Genomic DNA, 22,733 nt, shown 5'->3' on the forward strand with positions numbered 1-22,733 from the left:
ATAAATGCTCTAGGCTGTTTGTTATTCTCGTATTATGTTTCGTTAATTTTACTGCTTAGTTGGCTTGTGTACAAGAACAAAAATAAAGGCTGCCGCAGCTGAAATCATACCAAATAATAAGATCGAGCTTGATTCAATACCCGTTTCTGGTACGTCATCTTCTTCCATATCAACTTCTTGTAACTCGAAATTATCAGGAACTAAAATCTTATCAATAACATGAACAACGCCATTTGATGCTTCAATATCCGTGTCAACAATCATAGAATCGTTGACCATTGGATCTCCACTTAAATCAAATGTTACGGCTTGTCCATTGACTGTATCAGCTTCCAGGCCGTCTGTTAAATCTCCGGCAAGTACTTTTCCAGGAACAACGTGGTAAGTTAAGACGTTAGCCAAGTCTGGTTGGGCCAATAGCTCTTCTGCTGTTACATCTAGAGCTTCAAGCAAGTCCATAAATGCTTGATTTGTAGGTGCAAAAACTGTGAACGGGCCATCTCCTTGGAGTGTCTCAACTAAATCAGCACGCTGTAGTGCCGAGACTAAAATACTAAAATTTTCATTTCCTAAGGCGATTTCCACAATATCTTGTTCTTCTTCTGTATGACTGTCAGCGAATGCGGTTGGGACTAGAGCGAACGCGAGGGTGAATGCGGTTACAAATGATAAAAACGTTTTAATCATTTTTGACATAATCTTTCTCCCCTTCTTCTTACAAGATAGTAAAATTGATTACTCAACCTTACTTCTTTATAATAAAGTTGTCGTCATGAACATTCAACTATTAACACTTCGAATTAGAACTACTTACAAAAAGGAGGGAATTAAATGAGGAAGACATCACTTCTCGTTGCTTTAGCATCACTCTTTTTCCTGTTCTTTATTTTAATGATCCAATCGCAATTAGAACAATCGTCTACTGCTAGCGTCCCTTCGATCCCAACAGAAAATACAGAAACCACTTTTGAGCAATCATCTATTTTAGACTTAAATGACCAGGAATCAGAGGCTATCGCTTCACAAGTCCAAACCTTTCCTATTCAATCTAATCCTTCTGCGAAATACTATGACCTCAACTCAGATTACGTCGGCTGGCTAAAAATTGGTGGAACAGTCATTGATTATCCCGTAGTAAAGAGTTCTGATAATAAATTTTATCTTAACCATGATTTTTATAAAGACGAACATATACTTGGAGCAATTTTTATGGACTACCGAAATATTGGCATGGGGCAAGATGATCATACTATATTATATGGCCATTACACTCAAAGCGGTTTAATGTTTGCGGAATTAGATAAGTTTTTATCAGAATCATTTACCAATAAAAATCCCACTATTAATTTTATGGATCCTTATACTAAACGAACATATAAAATTTTTTCTGTCCATGTTGCAGAAGCTGACTCTAATTACATCAAGACTTCTTTTAAAGAGGATGATCTAAAAAAGTATGCTGAAAAACTGAAAGCTAACTCTGCTTATCCAATCGATTCAGAATTAAAAGGAAATCCCAAACTCATAACGCTTATTTCCTGTAACTATTCAGTGGATGATGGTCGTGTTTATGTTCACGCTTATGAAATAACGGAATAAAAATAAAATGAGGCAAGAGAGTTCTATTTACTCTCTTGCCTCATTTTATTTAATTCGATTTAATAATTTCAACTGCGTCTTTGTCATCACATTCTGTCATGGAGACTTTGACACGCTCTTTCTTTGATGTAGGAATATTCTTTCCAATGAAATCGGCTTTGATGGGAATTTCTCTATGTCCTCTATCAGTTAGTGAGGCGACTAGAATTTTCTCAGGTCGACCCAAATCAATCACGGCGTCCATAGCAGCGCGAATCGTTCGGCCAGTGTAGATAACATCGTCAACCAGGATAACAACCTTCCCTTTCACATCAACGGGGAAATCTTGGCCCTTCACTTCGGGTTCTTGTAATTCTTCATTTACATGACGATCATCACGGTACAATGTAATATCTAACTCTCCAACAGGCACTTCTGTTTCTTCGATAGCTTGAATCTTCTCCGAAAGTCGACGCGCTATGAATACACCTCTTGTTTTAATACCCGCCAGCAATAAATTTTCTGTCCCTTTATTTCGCTCGATAATTTCATATGAAATACGCGTCAGTGCACGATTTAGAGCTTTCTCATCTAAAATAGATACAATGTCTGCCATCAGTTTACTCCTTTCATAATCTAGCGTCTTTTCACCCATTCAAGTGTTTCTTTAAATGTCTCAGGTAAATCAGCTTTAAATGTCATATGCTCGCCAGTACGCGGATGGTCGAAACTCAAAGAGGCAGCATGTAAAAACTGTCCTTGTCCGTCCAATGTTTTTCGTGGACCATACAGTGGGTCCCCAGCCATACGATGGCCAATATATTCTAAATGAACCCTAATTTGATGCGTCCGTCCTGTTTCTAAGTTAAGACGCAACAATGTATATTCACCAAAGCGTTCAATAACTTCAAAATGCGTTACAGAAGCTTTACCGCCTTCGATAACTGTAAATTTTTTACGGTTTTTAGGATCTCTGCCTATGGGGGCATCAATGGTTCCCTTGTCGTTTTCGATATCACCATGAACAAGCGCAATATACTCACGTCCAGCAGATTTTTCTTGTAACTGCTTCGCTAGTTTTTCGTGAGCCAAATCGTTTTTGGCCACCATCAACAAGCCTGACGTATCTTTATCAATACGATGGACAATGCCCGGTCTGATTTTACCATTAATTCCAGACAAATCGTCAACATGATACAACAAGGCATTGACAAGCGTGCCGCTTGCATGACCAATGGATGGATGCACGACCATGCCAGATGGCTTGTTAACCACAACAACATCGGCATCTTCATAAACAATCGAAATATCTAAGTCTTCCGGCTTAGCATCAATCTCTTCTGGTTCCTTTATTGTAACCTTTATCAGATCACCCGCTTGGACTTTATAATTTGCTTTAACCGCTTCTTCATTTACTGTGACCAAACCTTCTTTTATCCACGTTTGCACTTGACTACGTGAATGCTCGTTCAACGCTTTGCTTAAATATTTATCTAAACGTCCGGTTTCATTTGATATTTGATACTGCTTTGTCTTATCCATTTTACTTCATTCCAACTTTCTTTTGTTTGTGTTCTTTCCATTCATCATAAAACAAGTAAAGTATCATAAATGCAACTCCCATAGTCAATGCCATATCTGCGACATTAAAGATAGGGAAATCAATGAATTCCAGTCGAATCATATCGACCACATATTTAAGTAGCAGGCGATCAATAAAATTACCGATTGCGCCACCTAAAATCAAACTTAGCGCAAAGGCAAATTTTTTATCGTTCCTACCTTGCGTTTGCATATAGTAAACGATAACCCCAACGACTATAAACGTAACGATGTAGAAAAAAATCATTTGCCCCTCAAGAATACTCCAAGCAGCTCCTGTATTTTTAAAGTAAGTGAACGATAAAATAGATGGAATCACTTCTATATTTTCATGCAATGGTATGTTTTCGAGTGTTAAATACTTGGTAATTTGATCAATTCCGATGACGACGAGCGAAATAATATAATATATTAACATAATAAACTCCTTTACTATTAAACCTCTTTATTATTGTACAATATTTCTAGACTAAAACCCACCTTCATTTGATATAATCATTATTTTATAAATGATAAAAAATAAGTTTTCTACATAATTATTATATTTACTTAGTTATACCTATAAAGTTGTTTTAAACGTTACAAATATTTGCTATACTCTACAAAGTACTTTAAATTATAACTATAAGTTCTAAAAGTAGAAGGAGTTTAATAAATGATAAAAAAAGGTTGGTCACTTCTTTCATTATCAGCAATCCCTATTTTACTGGCTGGTTGTGATTCAGAAAATTTAGATAGTATGCAAGAGGCAACAAGTGAAATCGAACGGATAGCCGATGACACAGTAAACGAATTAAATAAACTTGCAGAAACTGAAACAGAATTACAGGAACAATTTAATGAGACCCTGGAAACGGATGGCGAATTATCTACTTTAAAAGATGAATCCTCACCTGTTTTTGAAAACATTGAAAAACGAGAAGACATACTTAATGAACTTAAAAATATAACAGAAGACTTTCAATCTCAACAGGATGTATTAAAATCCTACGAGGGTGAGTTACTTGATTCGAGTGAAATCAAAGACGTCAACACTGCTGTCGATGACTTTGAAACCAACCTAATGAACTATACAGAGTCTTATAACCAGTCCTTAACTGACGAAAGAGAATTTTTCTCTGACATTTCTAAAGATGAGGCTACTTACCAAGATTTTGTTGATGGTATTAAATCATTGAATGACAAGCGTGAGAATCTAAATGAACCGCTAATGACTCTTGATAATACACTTGTCACAATGGATGAACAGCTTAAAACATTACAATCATCTATTGAAACAGAACTTAGCGAAAAAGAATAGGAGAATAAATGATGAAAAAAATGATCCTTTCTACCCTACTCACATCAACTCTACTGCTATCCGCTTGTGGAGATGAAGAAAGTCAGGGCACAATTGAAGTAGACGATACTGAAGATATAGAAGAAGAGTCCGCTACAGAAGTAGAAAATACTGAAACGATTGACAATTCTGATGACGCATCTGAAGAGACGGACGAAAATGCTGATGAAAAAATTAATGATGATTTAAAAGAAACACCTGAGCACTTATACGAAGTAACCGATAATCTTGCTTATCTCAGTGTCTTGGATGGTAAAGAAGCCAATAAAAATGTCGCCCTGCTAACGTATGACGACGCTCCCGACAAGCACGCCCTTGAGATTGCTAATATTTTGATCGAAAAAGATGCACCAGCGATCTTCTTTGTCAACGGCATGTACTTAGAGGATGATGAAGGAAAAGAAACACTTAAAGAAATTTATGACATGGGCTTTACTATCGGTAACCACACCCAAACCCACGCCAACTTACAGGCTATTTCTGAAGAAAAACAAAAAGAGGAAATCACTAGAACAAGTGAGTTAGTAGAAGAAATCACGGGCACCCCTCCCCGTTTCTTTAGAGCTCCTTTTGGTCAAAATACGGATTATTCAAAACAATTGGTTGAAGAAGAAGGCATGTCCTTAATGAATTGGACATATGGCTATGATTGGGAAACTGAGTATCAAAATGCAGAGGCATTAACAGATATTATGTTGAACACAAACCTTCTTGTCCCAGGATCCAATTTATTGATGCACGACAGAACTTGGACAACAGAAGCTACCCCTGCGATTATTGATGGGTTAAGAGAGAAAGACTACGAACTACTGGACCCCCAATTGATTCAGTCTGTAGCTAAAGAAAGTGAGGAACAAACGAATGAGTAACTTCATGAAACACACACTTTTTGGCTCTGCTGCTGTTTTAACATTGAGTGGACTCGTAAACACAACTGTACATGCAGACGAACAAGAAGAAGCATCAGAAACGACTTATCTAACATTGAATACTGAGCCTTTACTTCAAGTTCCTGATGAGTTCCCTAGTCAATTTAAATATGACAGTGGCGTGGATATTGACTATCCAAAAGACGGCGTCAAGGGTGTCTTCGTGACAGCAAACTCTGCTGGTGGTGCTCGTATGGAACCTTTGACCAACTTACTTAACAATACCGAATTAAACTCAATGGTGATTGATGTTAAGGATGACACTGGTTTTATTACCATGCCTTTTGAGTCTGAAGATGAAATGATTAATGAGAATATGAAGAACTGGGTTGACCCAACAGAATTGATGGCTCATTTGGAAGAAAATGATATCTACCCTATCGCACGTATCGTAGTGTTCAAGGATTCACTTCTTGCAAAAGAGCGTCCCGACCTTTCTTTTAAAAATCCTGATGGTTCCGTATGGACAAACCGTGCAGGTCATGGATTTGTGAATCCATTTATGAAAGAAGTATGGGATTATAATATTGAGATAGCTAAAGAAGCAGCTAAAATGGGATTCAAAGATATCCAATTCGATTACGTACGTTTTGCTGAAGGATTTGAATTACGTGATGATGAGCTCACGTATTCTTTAGGTGACTATACAGATAGCGATTTAAATAGTGTGAAAAAACGAGTTGAAGCAGTAATAGATTTTGTTGAATATGCACACCAAGAACTTCAACCTTTCGATGTTGATTTATCGGTAGATATTTTTGGCTACTCAGCTACTGTTGAAGAAACACCTGGTATCGGTCAAAACTTCTCTCGTATATCTGAAAATGTTGATGTGATTTCTTCTATGATCTATCCTAGTCATTGGGGTCCTGGCTCGCTCGGTATCGCCAAGCCGGATTTAGAACCTTATAACGTTGTAGCAAATTATTTAGAATATGAAAATGAAGTATTGGATAACTTAGGTGATGATGCGCCAATTTCTCGTCCATGGATTCAAGACTTTACGGCTTCATATTTAGGTTCTGGCTGGTATAAAAATTATGGTGCTCCAGAAGTTAGTGAACAAATTCGTGCACTAAATGATAATGGCGTAAATGAGTTCCTACTGTGGGATGCCGCTAACACTTATTCCGAAGGCGCACAATACAGTTTTGATTAATAACTAATATTTTTGTAAAGAAGCTGAGATGACCTCTCAGCTTCTTTCTTTTGTTTTAAATACTTTCACTTGTTGTATGAAGACGAATCCCTTCGACTTCTTCCTTATCGGCTTCGGACACTTCTCAATAATAGTTAATGCAAAACAGTCGAACACACTCATCTTCGACACATTCGGCTACTTGCTTCATACTCCACTGTCCGAACCTGGTTCGACTTCGGACACTTCTCAATAATAGTTAATCCAAATTGGTCGAACACGCTCATCTTCGACACATTCGACTACTTGCTTAATGCCCCACTGTCCGAACCTGGTTCGACTTCGGACACTTCTCAATAATAGTTGATGCAAATTGGTCAAACCTGTTATAAATCACCCTATTATAGAATTTTACTTCTCATTTCTATATATATTAACGAAAAAAACGACTACACCTTTATTTCACAACAAAAGTGTAGTCGAACCAATATTTTCAGCTATAATATCACTAATCAAATAATTTATCTTACTCTTACGGTCTCACTGATATTAAGCATTACCAGATGAGATTCAGAAACCGGCTTCTTAAGAATGGATTCCAACGCCCGTTTATATAAGGTTAATTGTCCGCGGTACTTCTTTAGCATTTCTTCGCCAGCTAATTGTCCTAAATGTGCAACCCTATCTGTCTTGTAGTCAAATAAAATGATATCATCTTTTCGCTCAATATAACCATCAATAATACCATGAATCAAGACATAATCGTCCAACTCTTCCATGTCATTAAATATTTCCTTTGCCTCCATAAGTAATGAGAACGGCACTTCTCTTTTAACTTTAGAAGAATGCTCAAGGATATATTGGCCAAATGACGTAGTAAAGAATTGCAGGATTTCATTTATACGAATACTTTCAGATAAATCCAGTGTAAAAATCTTTTCTTTAACTAAATGACCAATAACTAATTCAACCGACTCTCTTGTGGGTGTTTCAGTTAAATCAAGCGTTTGTAAAACGAGGTGTGTCGCTTGGCCTATTTCGGCAGCTGTAGGTGTAAGGTCTTCTTGAATAAATGTTGGTCGGCTTAATTGATCTTCGACATAACGATTTACCTGTCTAGGTTTTGTGACATCAATTTTAACCATTTGGCCATCATCCGGTTCCTCAAATAAGCGTTTAATCTCTGATACTGACTGGTAACTTGTCGTTTGCGTGGCTATTTGATAAGAATAAGGTTGATTCATAATTTTGCTAGCCTTTTTTATAGCCTCTTTAATTTCTTCATCAGCAGGAAGATTTATGGTTCCTTCCTTTAATTTTGGATACCAATCAGATGTCTCTATTTTCTGACGAGAAAGCAAAGCGTCCTCTAGCTCATCTTGTGTATAAAAATCCACAGAAAATGATGTATCATAAGAATGTATCTCGCTATTTTCTGACTGAACTGAGCGGTGTTCATCCATATGTTTATGTCGTATGATGCTATAACCTATCCAATCCATAAGCCCTTGGGCGCTCATACGCAAATCCGACGGCAAAACACGCTTAGGATGCCCGCCAACAAGCCCCCACCGTGACAAGGCAGTTTCTTTGTTCTTGTAAGAACCAACTAATATCAATTTCTGCTCAGCCCGAGTTAGCGCTACGTATAAGACACGCATTTGTTCTGATAGAATTTTTGCTTTCTTTTTATGCTTAAGGCCCTTCTCTGGTAGAGTCGTTTTTCTTTCACGTGTTTTTAAATCACGGTATTCAGCACCTACACCATACTCTTCATCAAAAATAACCGGCGTTCTCACATCCGTAAGATTGAATCTCTTTGTCATATCGAGTATGAATACAACAGGGAACTCCAATCCCTTACTTGCATGTATTGTCATCACACGAACCGCATTCTCATCATCAGAAATTGCTTGAGGTTCAGCTAAATCCTTATCTTTTTTCTGCATTTTTTCAATGAATCGAATAAATTGAAATAACCCTTTGAAAGAAGTTTTTTCATAAGCTGCTGCCCTTTCATATAATGCATGCAGGTTAGCTTTTCGTTGTCTCCCAGAGCTCATCCCGCCCACATAATGTAAAAAGCCGGTATCTTCAAATATCATCCAAATGAGATCAACAAGCGATTGCCTCCGTGACTGCCTCCTCCATTTTTCAAATATTTCTAGAAATACTCGAACTTTTTCCTGTAAGTGAAGATTCCGTGTGGCCTCGAAATCGTCTTTACCTGCAAATTGAACAAGCGCTTCGTAATATGAAGACTGTTTATCAGTAATACGAATATGCGTTAAATCCACTTCATTCAAGCCTACGATCGGAGAACGCAGAACCGCCACAAGAGGAATATCTTGATATGGATTATCAATTATTTTCAAAATAGACATCATAATGGTTATCTCTGTTGTTTGAAAGTAATTTTGAGTATCTTTTACAGCAGTTGGTATATCCAACTGCTTGAATACATCCTGGATGTCTAAATTATTTTTCTTTGTAGGTGTCAAAAGAACGATATCTCGCAATTCTAATAGACGCATTTTTTCCAATTTTTTATCGTAAATTTCATAGCCACACGCTAACATATCTAAAATTCTATTAGCGACCATATATAATTCGCCTTTTGTCTTTGAGTCAACACTGAAAGACGACGATACGGTGTCCTCATCATCCTCTGATTCTTCTACCTTGGATTCATAAATCAATAATTCTGCATTGAAATCACTAGACTCTGGAAAAGAGGTGTAGCCATTGATTAACTTAGCAGACTTGTCGTAAGTTAACTCACCAACTTCTTTATCCATCAACTGATCAAAAATGAAATTAGTAAATGATAAAACCTCGGGCCGAGAGCGAAAGTTTTCAGCAAGTATGATCCGTTCGCCTTTTTCTTTTTTCTCGTATTGTTCATATTTTTCTATAAATAGGCTTGGATCAGCTAAACGGAATGAATAAATGGATTGCTTGACGTCCCCAACCATAAATTGATTACCATTTAAAGATTCAGGCTGCGTAACCCACTTCAGTATTTCTTCTTGTATCTGATTTACATCTTGATACTCATCAATCATTACTTCACTAAATTGGCTGCGATAATGAATAGCTGCTTCTGAAGGTTCTTTACCATCTTCAGTTTCAATAGAAAGAATTCGTAGCGTTAAATGTTCAAGATCATTGAAGTCCAGTACTTTCTTATCAGCTTTATGGTTTTTATAGCGTTCATAAAAAAGTTTTGTTACTCGAGCCATTTCTTCTACAAGGAGACTCACTCTCGACATATTTTCTAAATGCTCATCGGGTGTAAACGAAAAGATATCACTTTCCATTTCTTTATATAAATCTTTTGCTTTTTTTCGGAAGACTTGCATCTCTTTACCCATCTCTTTTACACTTTCGGATGTTGTCTTTTTATTTGGAACATACCATCTAGCATGAGAGAAGTTTTCTATACACAAGTATGCTTCTTTTAAATCGTTGTCCTTGACAAGTGTTTGCAGTTCTTTAGCATGCTCGCGTTCATCTATAAGTATTTTAAGTGTTTTTCCCAACTCTTCTTCATTATTCCCCATAGCGATGGCATCATCAAGCAGATCATCCATCGTTTTTAAGGTACTTAAAAGTTGAGATTTTAATAGTTTCTGAAAGACGAAGCTTTCTCCTAAATCCTCCCCATTAACCTTATACATTTGCGTTAAATCTGACAGCCATTTTAAAGGATCAGTATTTGCACGTGAGAATTCGTATAGTGAAAGAATTAAAGTTGTCAGTCCATCATCATTTTTATCAGAAGAGTACGCCTTAGCGAGTTCTTCAAATAATTCATCATCGTTCCCATAAAGCTCTTCTCTTAACTCTTCCCAAACATCCTCTTTCATTAAAGCAATCTCAGTATCATCAGTTAACAAACGAAACACAGGATCAAAATCAATCAGATAGTAATATCTACGTATTACTTTCAAACAAAAGGAGTGCAATGTTGAAATATCCGCATGACCAAGCATAGGGATTTGACGAATCAAATGACGCTTTTGTTCTTGTTCGTCACACTGATTAATTTCTTTTTGAATAGCTGATTGAATACGATGTTTCATCTCTCTAGCGGCTGCATTGGTGTATGTTACAACTAATAATTGATTGATATCTGTTTGTTTTTTTATCTTTTCAATCACCCGTTGGACAAGGACGGTTGTTTTCCCTGATCCTGCAGAGGCTGAAACCAATAAATTTTTCCCTTCATCATGAATCGCCTGCCACTGATGATCAGTAAACGGAGTCTTTGCTGGTTTTTTTGGTATCATACTCATACATTACCGTCCTCCTTCTTAGGTTCAATAATCTGATATTTTTGTTTAAGCTTTTCAATCAATTCATTTTGATCTTTTATTTTGGATATATTTCGGTAAGCGTTCTGATTATTAGGCAGAAGCACATCAAATTGTGATATTGGATGATACTCATTACCAACCGTTGTAGGCGTATACTTTTTTTTCTCATAGAAAGGAGCCAGTTGATTCTCCCCGGACAGGATCAGATTTCCAGCCTCTCTTATTCTATGCCTATGATGTTTTAAAAGTAACTCCAAGTCATCAAACGTTATAAAAGAACCTTTAAGTTTTCCTTTTGCTAATTTTTCCAGAGGATATACTAAGGACTTTATGCCATTATCTAGAGTCCGATCGATAGTATTCAATAATTCTTCTTCGTTGAGCAGTATGCCTTTCATCTTAAACTGCTTAAGCATTTCATTTAACCAATCTTTCCCTTTCATTGATCGCGCATCAAGCAGAGGGTTTTTGACTTGTGCATAAAAAGCGCCCGCGGGCTTTGCTTTTCTACCAAATAATTCTTCTGAATATTCAATACCTGTATCGAGATAAGTAAGTAGTTGCATCATCAAACCATGATAAATTTCATCAAATTCAAGTTTTTTGTCTCCAGATTTATAATCCACGACACTAATGTAAAGCTGATTATCAATTTCTACAGCATCCAGACGATCTATTTTCCCTCTAACATGTAGTTTACCACCGTTATTTAGAGGAAATGAAAGCCCTTCGATACCTTGTTGGCCTGCAATTCGCCCAAAAAGCACTTCAGATTTTTGGGGTGTCATACGAGACCGTCGTGTTTGATTCGCAATCGCCCACATCATCTGTCGAATCGTCTCACTTAATTGTTTTCGTATAAATTTCATTCTATTAGACATCGACAACAAGCGGAATTTATTTTTATCGTAGAGTTCATTTAATACCTCAGTAGTTAAATCATTTAACTTTTCTTCAGATAGTTCATTTATACTTAGATTTCTTTTAACAATCGTTTTGAAAATACTATCCAGAGCATCGTGATAGAATGTTCCCGTTTCTGCCGGTGTCAATTCTTGAATTGTGCGCTCTTTAAGCTTTAATCCATAACGTAAGAAATGACTATAAGGATCTAGATAGAAACTCTCAAGTTGTGATACAGATAAATACAAATCTCGACCATATAATTTTTCTGCGAGTTCTGAGTCAAGCCGTTTAGGTATATTGGTGTATTCTAAACTATTGAATATTTTTCTCTCGACTATGCTCGCATTCTTAATTAACTGCTGGTAAAGTTTAATCCAAAAAAGCGAAGGTTGTTTTTCCTTATCAATACCTTCTCTTAAAACATTCACCATATGCCCAATTGTTTCTCGACGGGAGCCAATAAAAGTTGAGTATGTTTCAATTGGATTTTCTGATGACTGTTCGGGCTCAGCATTAAGCTTTTTGATCGGAATATTTAATTGTCTACTAATCCTTTCTATATAAGGACTTAATTGATTATCTCCTGACCCATCATTTTTTATAGGATAACTAAAAATCAAGCGTTCCGAAGCATTCATAAAAGCCGAGTAAGCGGTAAAAGGTTCACTAGCTAAGCGCCCACTCGTTGTAGGTGCCAAATATTTATCTTCAGAAAGAAAGTGAGCTAATTTTTCCCTATCTTCATCAGTTAATATCGAATCATTCTCTTGATTCATAGGGAGTTTAGTATCTGTCATACCAAGAATAAACACAATCTTTTTTGTGTTTATCCTTGATTTATCAAAATTTGTAAACATGATTTGATCAATACTTGGGGGAACGATACTATAGGTTGCTTGTTCAAATCCTGTCTCCAAGATAGATAAGAAAGAATCCATATCCCATGGTTCTTCTCCAAGTACATCTACAAACTCATCCAACAATTGTATAAACGTTTGCCAGACTTGCTCATGTTTCCTAGCCTCATCAAGGTCTCCCTGTTCAATAGCTTGATCTCGCCAGTATAAGAGCTGGTCGTTAACGCCTTGCTTGTCCATAAATTGATACAGAAGTCGCGCAGCTTCTCGGTTAGTTTTAACATTTTTTAGTTGTTTATAAAAAGGTAACAAAATACCTCGTATCTGATTTTTTGTTTGATTTGCTATTTTCTGCATATGCTTATCAGCATCAAGTTGCTCATCCATATCCTCTATTTGAAAACGAGCATAAATCCATTCTCTGTCCTGAACCCACTCTCGGCCTTCATAACCATAAGCAAGCATTACGTTTTCTAAAATATCAAGTTGCTTGCGCCACTCTTTCCCCTTCATTGTCCAAAAAGACAGCTTTTTTAAATTATCTTTCGGCAAACTTTCATCTGTAAGTATCGGAATCAATAATTCAGTCTTTAAGAAACGCATAATGTCATCATATCGCCAGTATCTCTTATGTATTAAAAAGAGACTCTTTATCATTTCAACAAGCGCATGTCCTGACATTGAATCGGCTTGGTCAACAAACAATTCAATGTTATTTTCAGCAAACGTTGCTTCAATCATTTTTTTATAATCATCCAAAACGCGAGAGACAACCAAAATATCATTATATCTATAATTGCTATTTGCAACTAGTTTTTTTATTGTAGTTGCCGCATGCAACACTTCGGCTTGTTTGTTCTCTGCAGCTCTTATTTCAATACAATTCCCTACGGTACTTGCTGTTGGTGTTGTGTTTTCAGACGAAAACTCAAAACTGTTTACCCAATACGTTTCAAAGGTAGTCAACTCTTTACACTGCTCGCTACTCTTCTCTTGTAGTAGAACATCATAGTTTATTTTGAGCTTTCTTTCTCTTGCTTGTTGGTACAAACGATAGTAAGTCATTCCTGTTTCATAAAAGAAATCTGTTAATTCAGGAGGTGTAACTGCATATTTTTTATCCAACGTCAGAGAAATTTTTACATCTTTTGACTGTTCTACTAGTTCAAGAATCAGTGCTTGTTCTTGAGCAGAAAAACTATCAAAATGGTCGATAATAATTTGTGTTTGACTCATATCCCTAGATTTCACTTCGTTTATGAGTGCTTCCATAACATCTTCTTTTTCTATATATTTACCAACAAGTTGTTCTATAAAAGCCGCATACAATGCTCTAACATCTTCTAATTTTAATTTTAAATCATTCGTTAATACTTCCTTTGTATCTGTGTGTTCATTAATAAATAAATCATTTAAATCATCTGGAAGTATGCGTCCGTTTCTCATTTCCATAAACAAGGTCGTTAGTTTTTCAACGAAACCAGGTTTACGGCTCTCTCCTCTGTATATGGTTAACTCTTCTTCTTTTTCTCTTAAAATCTTACGAATAAGCATGGCTAAGCCGGCTTCAGTCAATTGAGACTGATTAAAAATAACTGTATCTTGAAGGTAATACCAGGCTAAACGACTAAAACTGAAAACTTGAAGATTAATCATCCCCGCATACTGGTTAGAACGATCAGGCTGCCCTGCTTTAATATATTCAAGTATATTCATTTCTGACTCAAACTTTATATGGTCTGGGACTAAGTAAAACACATTATGGTCGCTATTTTCTTGTGACCACTCTACAAGTTGGTTATAAATATGGTCTTTTTTATTGGTATGTAAACGCCCCAATATAAATTGTAGACTCATTGAAGTACTCCTTTCTCTTAGAAAAGTTTTGACTTCTCTCGATATAAATAAAGATAAAGAAGAAAGGAAAGAAAGTATCTATACTCTCAATCCTCTCAACCATTTATTCAGCTGCTATACGTGCAATTTCTACAAGGACATTGGTTGCTTTTTCCATACTTTCAACTGTAACAAATTCATATCTACCGTGAAAGTTCTCTCCACCTGCAAAAATATTTGGTGTTGGGAGTCCCATAAATGAAATTTTAGAACCATCCGTTCCACCTCTGATTGGTTTAATATCTGGCTCTATATCTAGATTTTTCATGGCTTGTTCAGCTAAATCAACAGGTCTCATATCTTTTTCAATAATTTCACGCATATTGTAATAAGAATCATCCATGACAACTTTAACACGCTCTTCTTCAAATGGCGCATTTAATCTTATTGCGATATCACGCATGAGCTGTTTCCGTTTGATAAATAATTCCTTATCATGGTCACGAATAATATAGTTCATGCTTGCACCTTCCACTGTCCCTGTCATGCCTAGAAGATGGAAAAATCCTTCTCTGCCTTCGGTTTGTTCAGGGACTTCATGATCAGGTAAAGCTTCATCAAATGATAGTGCTAATTTCAAAGCATTGACCATTTTACCTTTAGCGGTACCGGGATGCACATTTTTCCCTTGAATCAACACATTCGCACCGGCTGCATTGAAACTCTCAAATTGCAATTCACCAACAGGTCCGCCATCAATAGTGTAGGCAAAATCTGCTCCAAAATGATCAACATCAAATCGGTCAGCTCCTACGCCAATTTCTTCATCCGGTCCAAAAGCAACACGAATTTTACCATGTTTAACATCGGGATTTGCAATCAAACATTCCATTGCAGAGAATACTTCCGCAATGCCAGACTTGTCATCTGAGCCAAGCAACGTTGTCCCATCAGTTGTAATTAATGTCTGTCCAATATAATTTCTCATATTTGGAAAATCTTTTGGAGATAATTTAATACCTTTATCTTCATTTAGTATTATCTCTTCACCATCATAATTTTTATGGATTTTAGGTTCAACGTTCGCTGCATTGAAATCTGCTGTATCCATGTGAGCGATATAGCCAATAACGGGAATATCTTTGTCTGTATTTGCTGGTAGGGTCGCTGTAACAAACCCGTTTGCCTCGTTATATTCTATTTCTTCCATACCCACATCATCTAAATCACTCATTAAGACCTTAGCGAATTCTACTTGTGATTGAGTCGAAGGTACTGTGGTAGATGTACTATCCGATCGTGTTTCTATTTTTACATATTTCAAAAAACGTTCCACTAAATTATCATACATTTTATCCCGCCTCTATTTAATATAAGAAAAGACATCTTTTTGGTCTTCTGCTTTCATTATTTCTATGTCCCATTTTTTTTCTGTTTTACACTGATTCAAATAATCGACTAATCTAGGCACAGCGATTGCTTCCATATAATGGCCACCATCTATAAAATCGAGTCCCTCTCTTAACATGTCTTGAGCACCATGATAAGAAATGTCTCCTGTGATATAAAGTGTTGCCCCTTTATTTAGTGCCTCTTTATAAAACTTTTCTCCTGCTCCACCTAGTACTGCTATCTTTTTGTGTACGCGATTTGGGTCGACTGTTCCATATCTTACGCCATCAACATCAAACTGTTCGTTTATTTTTTCTGCAAGTTTTTTAGCAGTTAATGGGGTTTCTAGATCTCCTGAACGTCCTAAGCCAAATGATTGATATTTATGTTCCAGTGTATATAAATCAAAAACGGGTTCCTCATAAGGATGTGCTTCTTTCAATGCGGATAAACAGTTAAATACATCCGTATCTTTGATCATCATCTCAATACGCTCTTCATGTATCTTTTCTGCTTTACCTACTTCTCCTTCTGCTGGTTCAGCACCTTCTTGTGGTGTGAAACGTCCATAGCCATCCAACGTGTAAGAAACATCTGTATAATTCCCTACTTCTCCTGCACCTGCATGATGAAGGGCCTTCCTTACTTTTTCTGACGCATAATCAGGAACATAAACTGCGAGTTTTTTGTAGACTCGCTTTAAACTGACGGATAGAATTTTGCGATCCGCTGCTTTAAGGCCTAGACTATCTGCCAACCAATCATTCATTCCCCCATCCGCAGCATCTAAATTAGTATGCGCAGAGTAAACAGCAATATCTGATTTTATTAAATCAATATAGTGTTTCCTTCTTTCATCTTCCTGATTCAGTGTTTTTTGTGAACCAAAAATAGCTGGATGATGGGTAAGGATTAAATCGGCCTTTTTCCTCTTGGCTTCTTGGATAGTATTTTCATCGACATCTAGAGCTACGAGTATTCGCTTAACGTGTTGCTTCAAACGTCCAAATGACAGTCCGATGGGATCCCAATCTTCTGCCAAATCTGTTGGCGCTAAGTATTCCATTTGACTGATGATATCCGAAACCTTTACATCACTCACTTTATCATCTCCTTGATTAGATTCAATCGCTCGGTTAGCTCCTTCAATTTCTTTTTATTCGTTTGGTCTGCTTTCTTCATTTGTGTAACAATATACTCATATTTTTTAGCTTCACTTTTCCATTTATCTATAAAAATTTGAGATTTTTCTTCACTCAATAAGGGCCCGAAAAGTAGGTCCACTTCAGAATAATCTACTTTTTCAGCTACAGGTTCTGCTTTAATAATTTCATAGCGTTTATTATTTTCTTCTAAAATAGTCTCAGATACAATTGCGTATAATTCATTCTTAAGGTATTCTCGTACGCTACGCTCATTGATATTCGGCTGTAGTATAAGTGTTTCTTCACCAGAGCGTTTATTCTGCTGTTTCCCTTCTTCAAGGATATGTACAATAAGCGGGCCGCCCACACCTGCAATAGTTATTGTGTCTATTCCATCTTTTTCGGTCAACACCTCTAATCCATCACCCAAACGCACATGGATTTTTTCTTTTAACCCTAATTTAGATACTTCATTTACTGCATTTAAAAAGGGGCCTTTTACCACCTCACCTGCTACTGCATAATCAATCTGGTTTTTTTGTACTAAATAGCACGGCAAATAGGCATGATCTGAACCAATATCTGCCACTCTTGCATCTTTTTCAACGTAATCCGCAACAACTTGAAGTCGTTTGGATAAATTTACTGAATTCATATGTCACCTCTTATCTTCTTTCTTTATTTTACCAGTTTTTTTGTTGAATTGGAAAGAGTCTTCGCGTTTTTAATAACATCTAAAAAAGTCTAACACCTCTCGTTAATAAAAGGTATTAGACTTGTTCATTTTTTTCTAAGCCACAATTAGTCTGGTGTACCCTGATTAACTGATAGCCAAGAGTTCTTCTCTCTTAATCTGAGCTATCTTCTACATGCGGATTGTCTTTTCTGTTGGGATTTTGCCCCCTTATCCCATTATAGTTATTCAAAGAATCCATATCATCTTTTTTTGATTCGTTTTTTAATTCTGTTTTTTTAATTTATCATGTTCTCTTTCCACATCATTATTCATTTTATTCTCTTTTTCATTTTCCATGTTACTTCCTCCTATATTTAATCTCATTTAAACAACTATTTGATGCACGTACAATTATTATAAGGGATTTACACTTTTAATTCTAGAAATAAGCCTTATCATGATTCAAACGGTCCTATTGTGGCGGTTTTTTTCGTGCATCCACACAATAGTCATAGTCGTCTTTTTACCAGTATTTTTGTTTCAAAATCAACACTGATAAGAGTTGAACATTCTTTTTAAAGTAAAGGATTAAACTAATCGGCATCATCTGAGTAACAAAGCATCATCCATCTTGGGCGACTAGCACTTAAACTATAAAAAAAAGCCGAGAAGCTTATGTTTGCACATAAGCTTCTCGGCTTTATTAACTATCAAATTAAACAAGAATCCAAAATGGTATTATTCTGAATCTTTGTCTTCTCCGATAACTTCTGGTTCAGGCATTTCGTCATCAGAAGTTGGTTCTGGTTCTTCTTCGATTTGTGGTGCTGATACAGATACAACTGTTAATTCAGTGTCTGTCAACAACTCAACGTCATCAGCAATAACGATATCAGAAACATGCTTAGCATCTCCGATTTCCATCTCGCTAACGTCTACAATATATTCTGAAGGAGCGTTAGCAGGTGCTACGTTTACTTCCAATTCAGAGATTGATTGTGAAACGATACCTTCTTTGATTTCTTCTTCGCCGTTAACATAAACAGGAATTGTCATGTTTACTTTCTGACCTTTAGTAAAGGCAAGCAAGTCTACATGGTAAATTTCAGGTTTCAAAGCAGCATTTTTCTTATCTTTAACGAAAACATCATACGTTTCTCCGTCAACGTCTACTTTGAATACACCGTTGGATCCAACTTCACGTAAAGTCATTTCCAATTCTTTTTCATTTAATAAAACAGGCACTGTTTCTACTTCTCTACCATAAATAGCTGCAGGGATTTTTCCTTCTGCTCTAGCTCTTTTTGAAGCAGATGTTCCAGTTTCTGTACGTTTTGTCGCTGTTAATTTCATAAAACTTCACCTTCCACGATTTTATTTTAAGTATTTAGCATATTTCATTAACTGAACAAGCCAGAAATTAGTATACCAAAATTGCGAACAGATTGCAAAGAAAAGCGACAAGAACTTTTACTTTACAGGTCTTCTTTCGCTTATCTCTGCTTGTTCACTATTAGAGTGTTTATTCCAAAAAGTCTTTCAATTGCTTAGAACGACTAGGATGGCGTAATTTTCTTAGAGCTTTTGCTTCGATTTGACGAATACGTTCTCTTGTAACACCAAACACTTTACCTACATCTTCCAATGTACGTTGACGTCCATCATCCAGACCGAATCTTAAACGCAAGACGTTTTCTTCGCGGTCAGTCAGAGTATCAAGGACATCTTCTAATTCGTTTTTCAACAACTCATAAGCAGCGTTATCAGATGGGCTTGTCGCTCCGTCATCTTCGATAAAGTCGCCGAGGTGAGAATCATCCTCTTCTCCAATAGGGGTTTCCAAAGAGACGGGCTCTTGAGATATCTTCAGAATATCGCGAACTTTCTCTGTCGGTAAATCCATTTCAGCACCGATTTCTTCTGGTGTTGGCTCTCTACCTAAATCTTGCAGTAATTGACGCTGAATACGCACGAGTTTATTGATTGTTTCAACCATATGAACAGGAATACGTATCGTACGTGCTTGGTCAGCTATCGCACGTGTAATAGCTTGTCTAATCCACCATGTTGCGTAAGTTGAAAATTTAAACCCTTTTTCATAGTCAAATTTTTCAACGGCTTTCATTAACCCCATATTTCCTTCTTGTATAAGGTCTAAAAAGCTCATGCCGCGTCCGACATATCGTTTAGCTATTGAAACAACGAGTCGCAAGTTCGCTTCCGCAAGTTCCTGCTTAGCCAAATCTTCGCCTGCTTCAATACGCTTAGCCAAAGAAACTTCCTCGGCAGCTGAGAGTAAATCAACGCGACCAATTTCTTTTAAATACATGCGAACAGGGTCATTGATTTTAACGCCAGGAGGAGCGATCATCTCTTCTTTTTTAGCTTTTTCTGCTTCTTTTTCTTGTTTCTTTAATTGTTTAGTTAACGGGTTCCCGTCTTCGTCGACAACGCCGATCCCTTCATCTTCTAACTTTTGAACCAAGTCATCCATTTGTTCTTTCTCTAATCCAAAGGGTTTGGCTACTTCATCAGTTATTTTAACATATGAAACCGTCTGTTCCTTCTTCTTCTTTAAGTCTTTTATGAAACGAACGACTGCGAGTTCATATTTTTCTTCAGGCTTATTCTTGTTGTTGTTTTTATTTTTTGCCATAAAATGACATGCCTCCTGATTAATTCTATTTATTTTTTAATTGACGATATAAATTAATTATTTCAATACTTAGAGATTGTTGTCTTTGTTTATCTCCACTTCTTTGTGCATCCACTAATTCTTCACGTTTGTTTTGTATAAGGTCTTGAAGTGGCTGACGATTACAAATCAAATCCAGATAATCTTCTATTTCCCCTGGTGCGATTTCTTCTGAAAGAGTTAGCATCATAATCTCCGTCGCTCTACTTTTGAGTTTTTCATCAGGGAGAAAATCGATGTAAGCATGCATGTTTGGATTATCATATGAGTGATAAAATTCTTCATACAGTAAAAACAAAAGCTGATTTGACTCAATAGAAAAGCTTAATTCTTTTTCAAGTGATGTTATTTTCTGCCATACATCGTCATTTGTAAACAAACGATACAACAAAGCATTCTCAGCTTTCATGACAGCTGTCAATTTGCTCTTGTTTTGACGCACAACTTGAGGTGCTTCCTGTTGTCTATTGGGTTGATTTTCATTTCTTTTACGCTGCTTTTTTCTACGTTCTTTTTGGTTAGAAACAATATGTCCATGCATCTGTTCTTTCAAAGACTCTGTAGATAAATCAAAATTTTCAGCGAGTTGATTAAGATACATCTCACGTTCCACAGCTGATGTAACGCGGGTTAATTCATCTAACACTTTATCTATATATTTTAATCGATCACTTTCATTACTTAAATTAATGTCTTGTTTGTGATACTTCATCAAAAAACTCATCAACGTATCCCGCCCATGGGAGAGGAAGTCTTTGAAAGCATCGATTCCCTTACTTTGTATAAAGTCATCCGGATCCATTTTCTCTGGGAATGCAGCAATTTCAATTGAAAAATGTGTTTCTTCTGTAATAAATTCCGTTGCTCGCTTTATCGCTTCAAGTCCTGCTGAATCGCCATCGTAAGCAATAACGACATGGTCTGTCACTTTATCTAAAGTATGAACCTGTTCTTCTGTCAAGCTTGTTCCCATAGTGGCTAATCCATTTTTAATGCCTGCCTGCCAAGCGGATATAACGTCCATGAAGCCTTCAAATAAAAACACTTCTTGTTCACGACGAATATTGGGACGTGCTTTGTCATAATTAAACAAGATACGCCTTTTATTAAATATTTCCGTCTCAGGACTATTCATATATTTGGCTGTTCTTCTTTGATCATCCTTATTTTCTAAAAAAACACGACCAGAAAAGGCAACAGTATGTCCTTTTGCATCCATTATAGGAAACAAGATACGATTGGTGAACCGATCATAAAATTTATCATCGTCCCTATCAGAAAACAAACCTGATTTCTTTAAAATATCTGTCTCACTTAAATTTTCATTTTCTAAATACATTTTCAGCGCTTCTCTTTTTGGGGGAGAAAAGCCGATTTTGAATGTTTCAATACTCTCTTCAGTTATTCCTCTATCAATAAGATAGTTTAATGCTTCTTCTCCTGCTTTTGTATTCACAAGAATATGATGGTAAAAAAGTTGAGCCTTCTCATAAACGGCTAAAAGCTTTCCTTTCGTTGAATCCGCATTGGGCCGATTATATTTCGACTGTTCAAACAGAGACTGATCGACTTCGATATTTGAAAGTTCAGCCGTTCGTCCAACAGCTTCAACAAAAGATATGCCTTCAATTTCCTGTAAAAAACTAAAAACATTGCCCCCTCTGCCACAACTGAAACAATGATAAATCTGTTTCTTTTTACTCACTGAAAAAGAGGGTGTTTTATCATCATGAAAGGGGCAGGACGCAAAAAGGTTTTGTCCAGAACTTCGTAATTGAAGGTATTGAGAAATGACCTGAACAATGTCTGTTTGCTCTCGAATCGTATTAATTGTTTCTTCAGGTATTCTACTCATTTTCATCCCCCTTCTTGTACTAGGTGTTTATATAGAAATAAAAGAAAAGCATACTATCCCTATAATAATCAATCATTAGTATACCACAATAACACTATTTTTAAAATCATTCGACTTGTAGTGTATGTGTAAAGTTATTGTCGGAAAGTTATTCTAGAAATAATTAACACTCATTTTATTTAACTCTTTCTCAATCGTTTCGTCGCTCTGCGAGCGCCTTTAACGATTGAGAAAGAGAGCTTAATTGAATAATTTTTGTAATTGACCCATGGGGCTTGATGTAGAGCCATAATTAGCTATTCTTCCAAATTTAACACCAATCGAGGCTTGAGGTTTAACTTTTTTCAAAGCCGCCTTCACTGCGCCTTTAAACTCCGGCTGGAGTTTCGTTGAAAGCTCAGGCAACTTATCCGTTAATGCTTTAAGGAACGTTCCGTTCTTACGTGCAGAAATAATCGCGGCCACA

General features: G+C 36.5%; 17 protein-coding genes. 4 read left to right on the forward strand and 13 right to left on the reverse strand.

The features are described from left to right. Positions 1-48: 48 nt before the first annotated feature. On the reverse strand, positions 49-696 hold the full coding sequence (locus tag BMX83_RS04515) for a fasciclin domain-containing protein (protein WP_218141919.1): 648 nt from the start codon (positions 694-696) through the stop codon (positions 49-51). Positions 697-831: 135 nt separating this feature from the next. Between BMX83_RS04515 and srtB the strand changes: the two genes are divergently transcribed. Continuing rightward, positions 832-1,599, forward strand: coding sequence for a class B sortase (srtB, locus tag BMX83_RS04520; RefSeq protein ID WP_091633963.1), 768 nt, complete (start codon positions 832-834; stop codon positions 1,597-1,599). A gap of 49 nt (positions 1,600-1,648) precedes the next feature. Here srtB and pyrR read toward each other — a convergent pair whose 3' ends face one another. Genes pyrR through lspA form a run of 3 tightly spaced genes read right to left on the reverse strand, consistent with a single transcriptional unit; the run spans position 1,649 to position 3,598 of the window. Continuing rightward, on the reverse strand, positions 1,649-2,194 hold the full coding sequence (gene pyrR / locus BMX83_RS04525; protein ID WP_091633966.1) for a bifunctional pyr operon transcriptional regulator/uracil phosphoribosyltransferase PyrR: 546 nt from the start codon (positions 2,192-2,194) through the stop codon (positions 1,649-1,651). Between the two features lie 20 nt (positions 2,195-2,214). Continuing rightward, complete coding sequence (locus BMX83_RS04530; protein WP_091633968.1) at positions 2,215-3,120, reverse strand: RluA family pseudouridine synthase; 906 nt, start codon at positions 3,118-3,120, stop codon at positions 2,215-2,217. A 1-nt stretch (position 3,121) separates the two neighbouring features. Further along, the gene (gene lspA, locus BMX83_RS04535; RefSeq protein WP_091633971.1) at positions 3,122-3,598 is read right to left on the reverse strand and encodes a signal peptidase II; all 477 of its coding nucleotides are present in this window, start codon (positions 3,596-3,598) and stop codon (positions 3,122-3,124) included. Positions 3,599-3,835: 237 nt separating this feature from the next. On the opposite strand from lspA, the gene BMX83_RS04540 reads away from it, so the two are divergent. The 3 genes from BMX83_RS04540 to BMX83_RS04550 are packed head-to-tail and all read left to right on the forward strand — an operon-like array spanning position 3,836 to position 6,607. Next, entirely contained in the window at positions 3,836-4,480 is a 645-nt protein-coding gene (locus BMX83_RS04540; protein ID WP_091633974.1) for a YkyA family protein, read from the forward strand. Positions 4,481-4,491: 11 nt separating this feature from the next. Then, complete coding sequence (locus BMX83_RS04545) at positions 4,492-5,388, forward strand: polysaccharide deacetylase family protein (protein WP_091633977.1); 897 nt, start codon at positions 4,492-4,494, stop codon at positions 5,386-5,388. A 4-nt stretch (positions 5,389-5,392) separates the two neighbouring features. Continuing rightward, positions 5,393-6,607, forward strand: coding sequence for a putative glycoside hydrolase (locus BMX83_RS04550; RefSeq protein ID WP_091634006.1), 1,215 nt, complete (start codon positions 5,393-5,395; stop codon positions 6,605-6,607). Positions 6,608-7,107: 500 nt separating this feature from the next. On the opposite strand, the gene addA is transcribed toward BMX83_RS04550, so the two are convergent. The 9 genes from addA to BMX83_RS10895 form a co-directional block, all read right to left on the reverse strand. After that, the gene (addA, locus tag BMX83_RS04555) at positions 7,108-10,884 is read right to left on the reverse strand and encodes a helicase-exonuclease AddAB subunit AddA (RefSeq protein WP_091633979.1); all 3,777 of its coding nucleotides are present in this window, start codon (positions 10,882-10,884) and stop codon (positions 7,108-7,110) included. Beyond that, positions 10,881-14,525 (reverse strand): PD-(D/E)XK nuclease family protein, encoded by a 3,645-nt coding sequence (locus BMX83_RS04560; RefSeq protein WP_091633982.1) that lies wholly within the window; start codon positions 14,523-14,525, stop codon positions 10,881-10,883. The genes addA and BMX83_RS04560 overlap by 4 nt, the downstream gene beginning before the upstream one ends. A 103-nt stretch (positions 14,526-14,628) precedes the next feature. Beyond that, positions 14,629-15,855, reverse strand: a complete 1,227-nt coding sequence (gene pepT / locus BMX83_RS04565; protein ID WP_091633984.1) for a peptidase T — start codon at positions 15,853-15,855, stop codon at positions 14,629-14,631. A gap of 12 nt (positions 15,856-15,867) precedes the next feature. Then, entirely contained in the window at positions 15,868-16,998 is a 1,131-nt protein-coding gene (locus tag BMX83_RS04570; RefSeq protein ID WP_091633987.1) for a Nif3-like dinuclear metal center hexameric protein, read from the reverse strand. Further along, positions 16,995-17,696, reverse strand: coding sequence for a tRNA (adenine(22)-N(1))-methyltransferase (locus BMX83_RS04575; RefSeq protein ID WP_091633989.1), 702 nt, complete (start codon positions 17,694-17,696; stop codon positions 16,995-16,997). The genes BMX83_RS04570 and BMX83_RS04575 overlap by 4 nt, the downstream gene beginning before the upstream one ends. A gap of 759 nt (positions 17,697-18,455) precedes the next feature. Then, positions 18,456-19,070 (reverse strand): 50S ribosomal protein L25, encoded by a 615-nt coding sequence (locus tag BMX83_RS04580; protein ID WP_091633992.1) that lies wholly within the window; start codon positions 19,068-19,070, stop codon positions 18,456-18,458. 169 nt (positions 19,071-19,239) lie between these two features. Next, complete coding sequence (gene rpoD / locus BMX83_RS04585; RefSeq protein WP_091633995.1) at positions 19,240-20,373, reverse strand: RNA polymerase sigma factor RpoD; 1,134 nt, start codon at positions 20,371-20,373, stop codon at positions 19,240-19,242. Positions 20,374-20,398: 25 nt separating this feature from the next. Then, a complete protein-coding gene (dnaG, locus tag BMX83_RS04590) occupies positions 20,399-22,267 on the reverse strand; it encodes a DNA primase (protein ID WP_091633997.1) in 1,869 nt (622 codons plus the stop codon). A gap of 240 nt (positions 22,268-22,507) precedes the next feature. Beyond that, positions 22,508-22,733, reverse strand: a 226-nt coding sequence (locus BMX83_RS10895; RefSeq protein WP_177170497.1) for a hypothetical protein, incomplete at its 5' end; no start/stop codon positions are given.

Origin of the sequence: Alkalibacterium gilvum (assembly GCF_900109085.1) — a bacterium.
GTDB lineage: Bacteria > Bacillota > Bacilli > Lactobacillales > Carnobacteriaceae_A > Alkalibacterium > Alkalibacterium gilvum.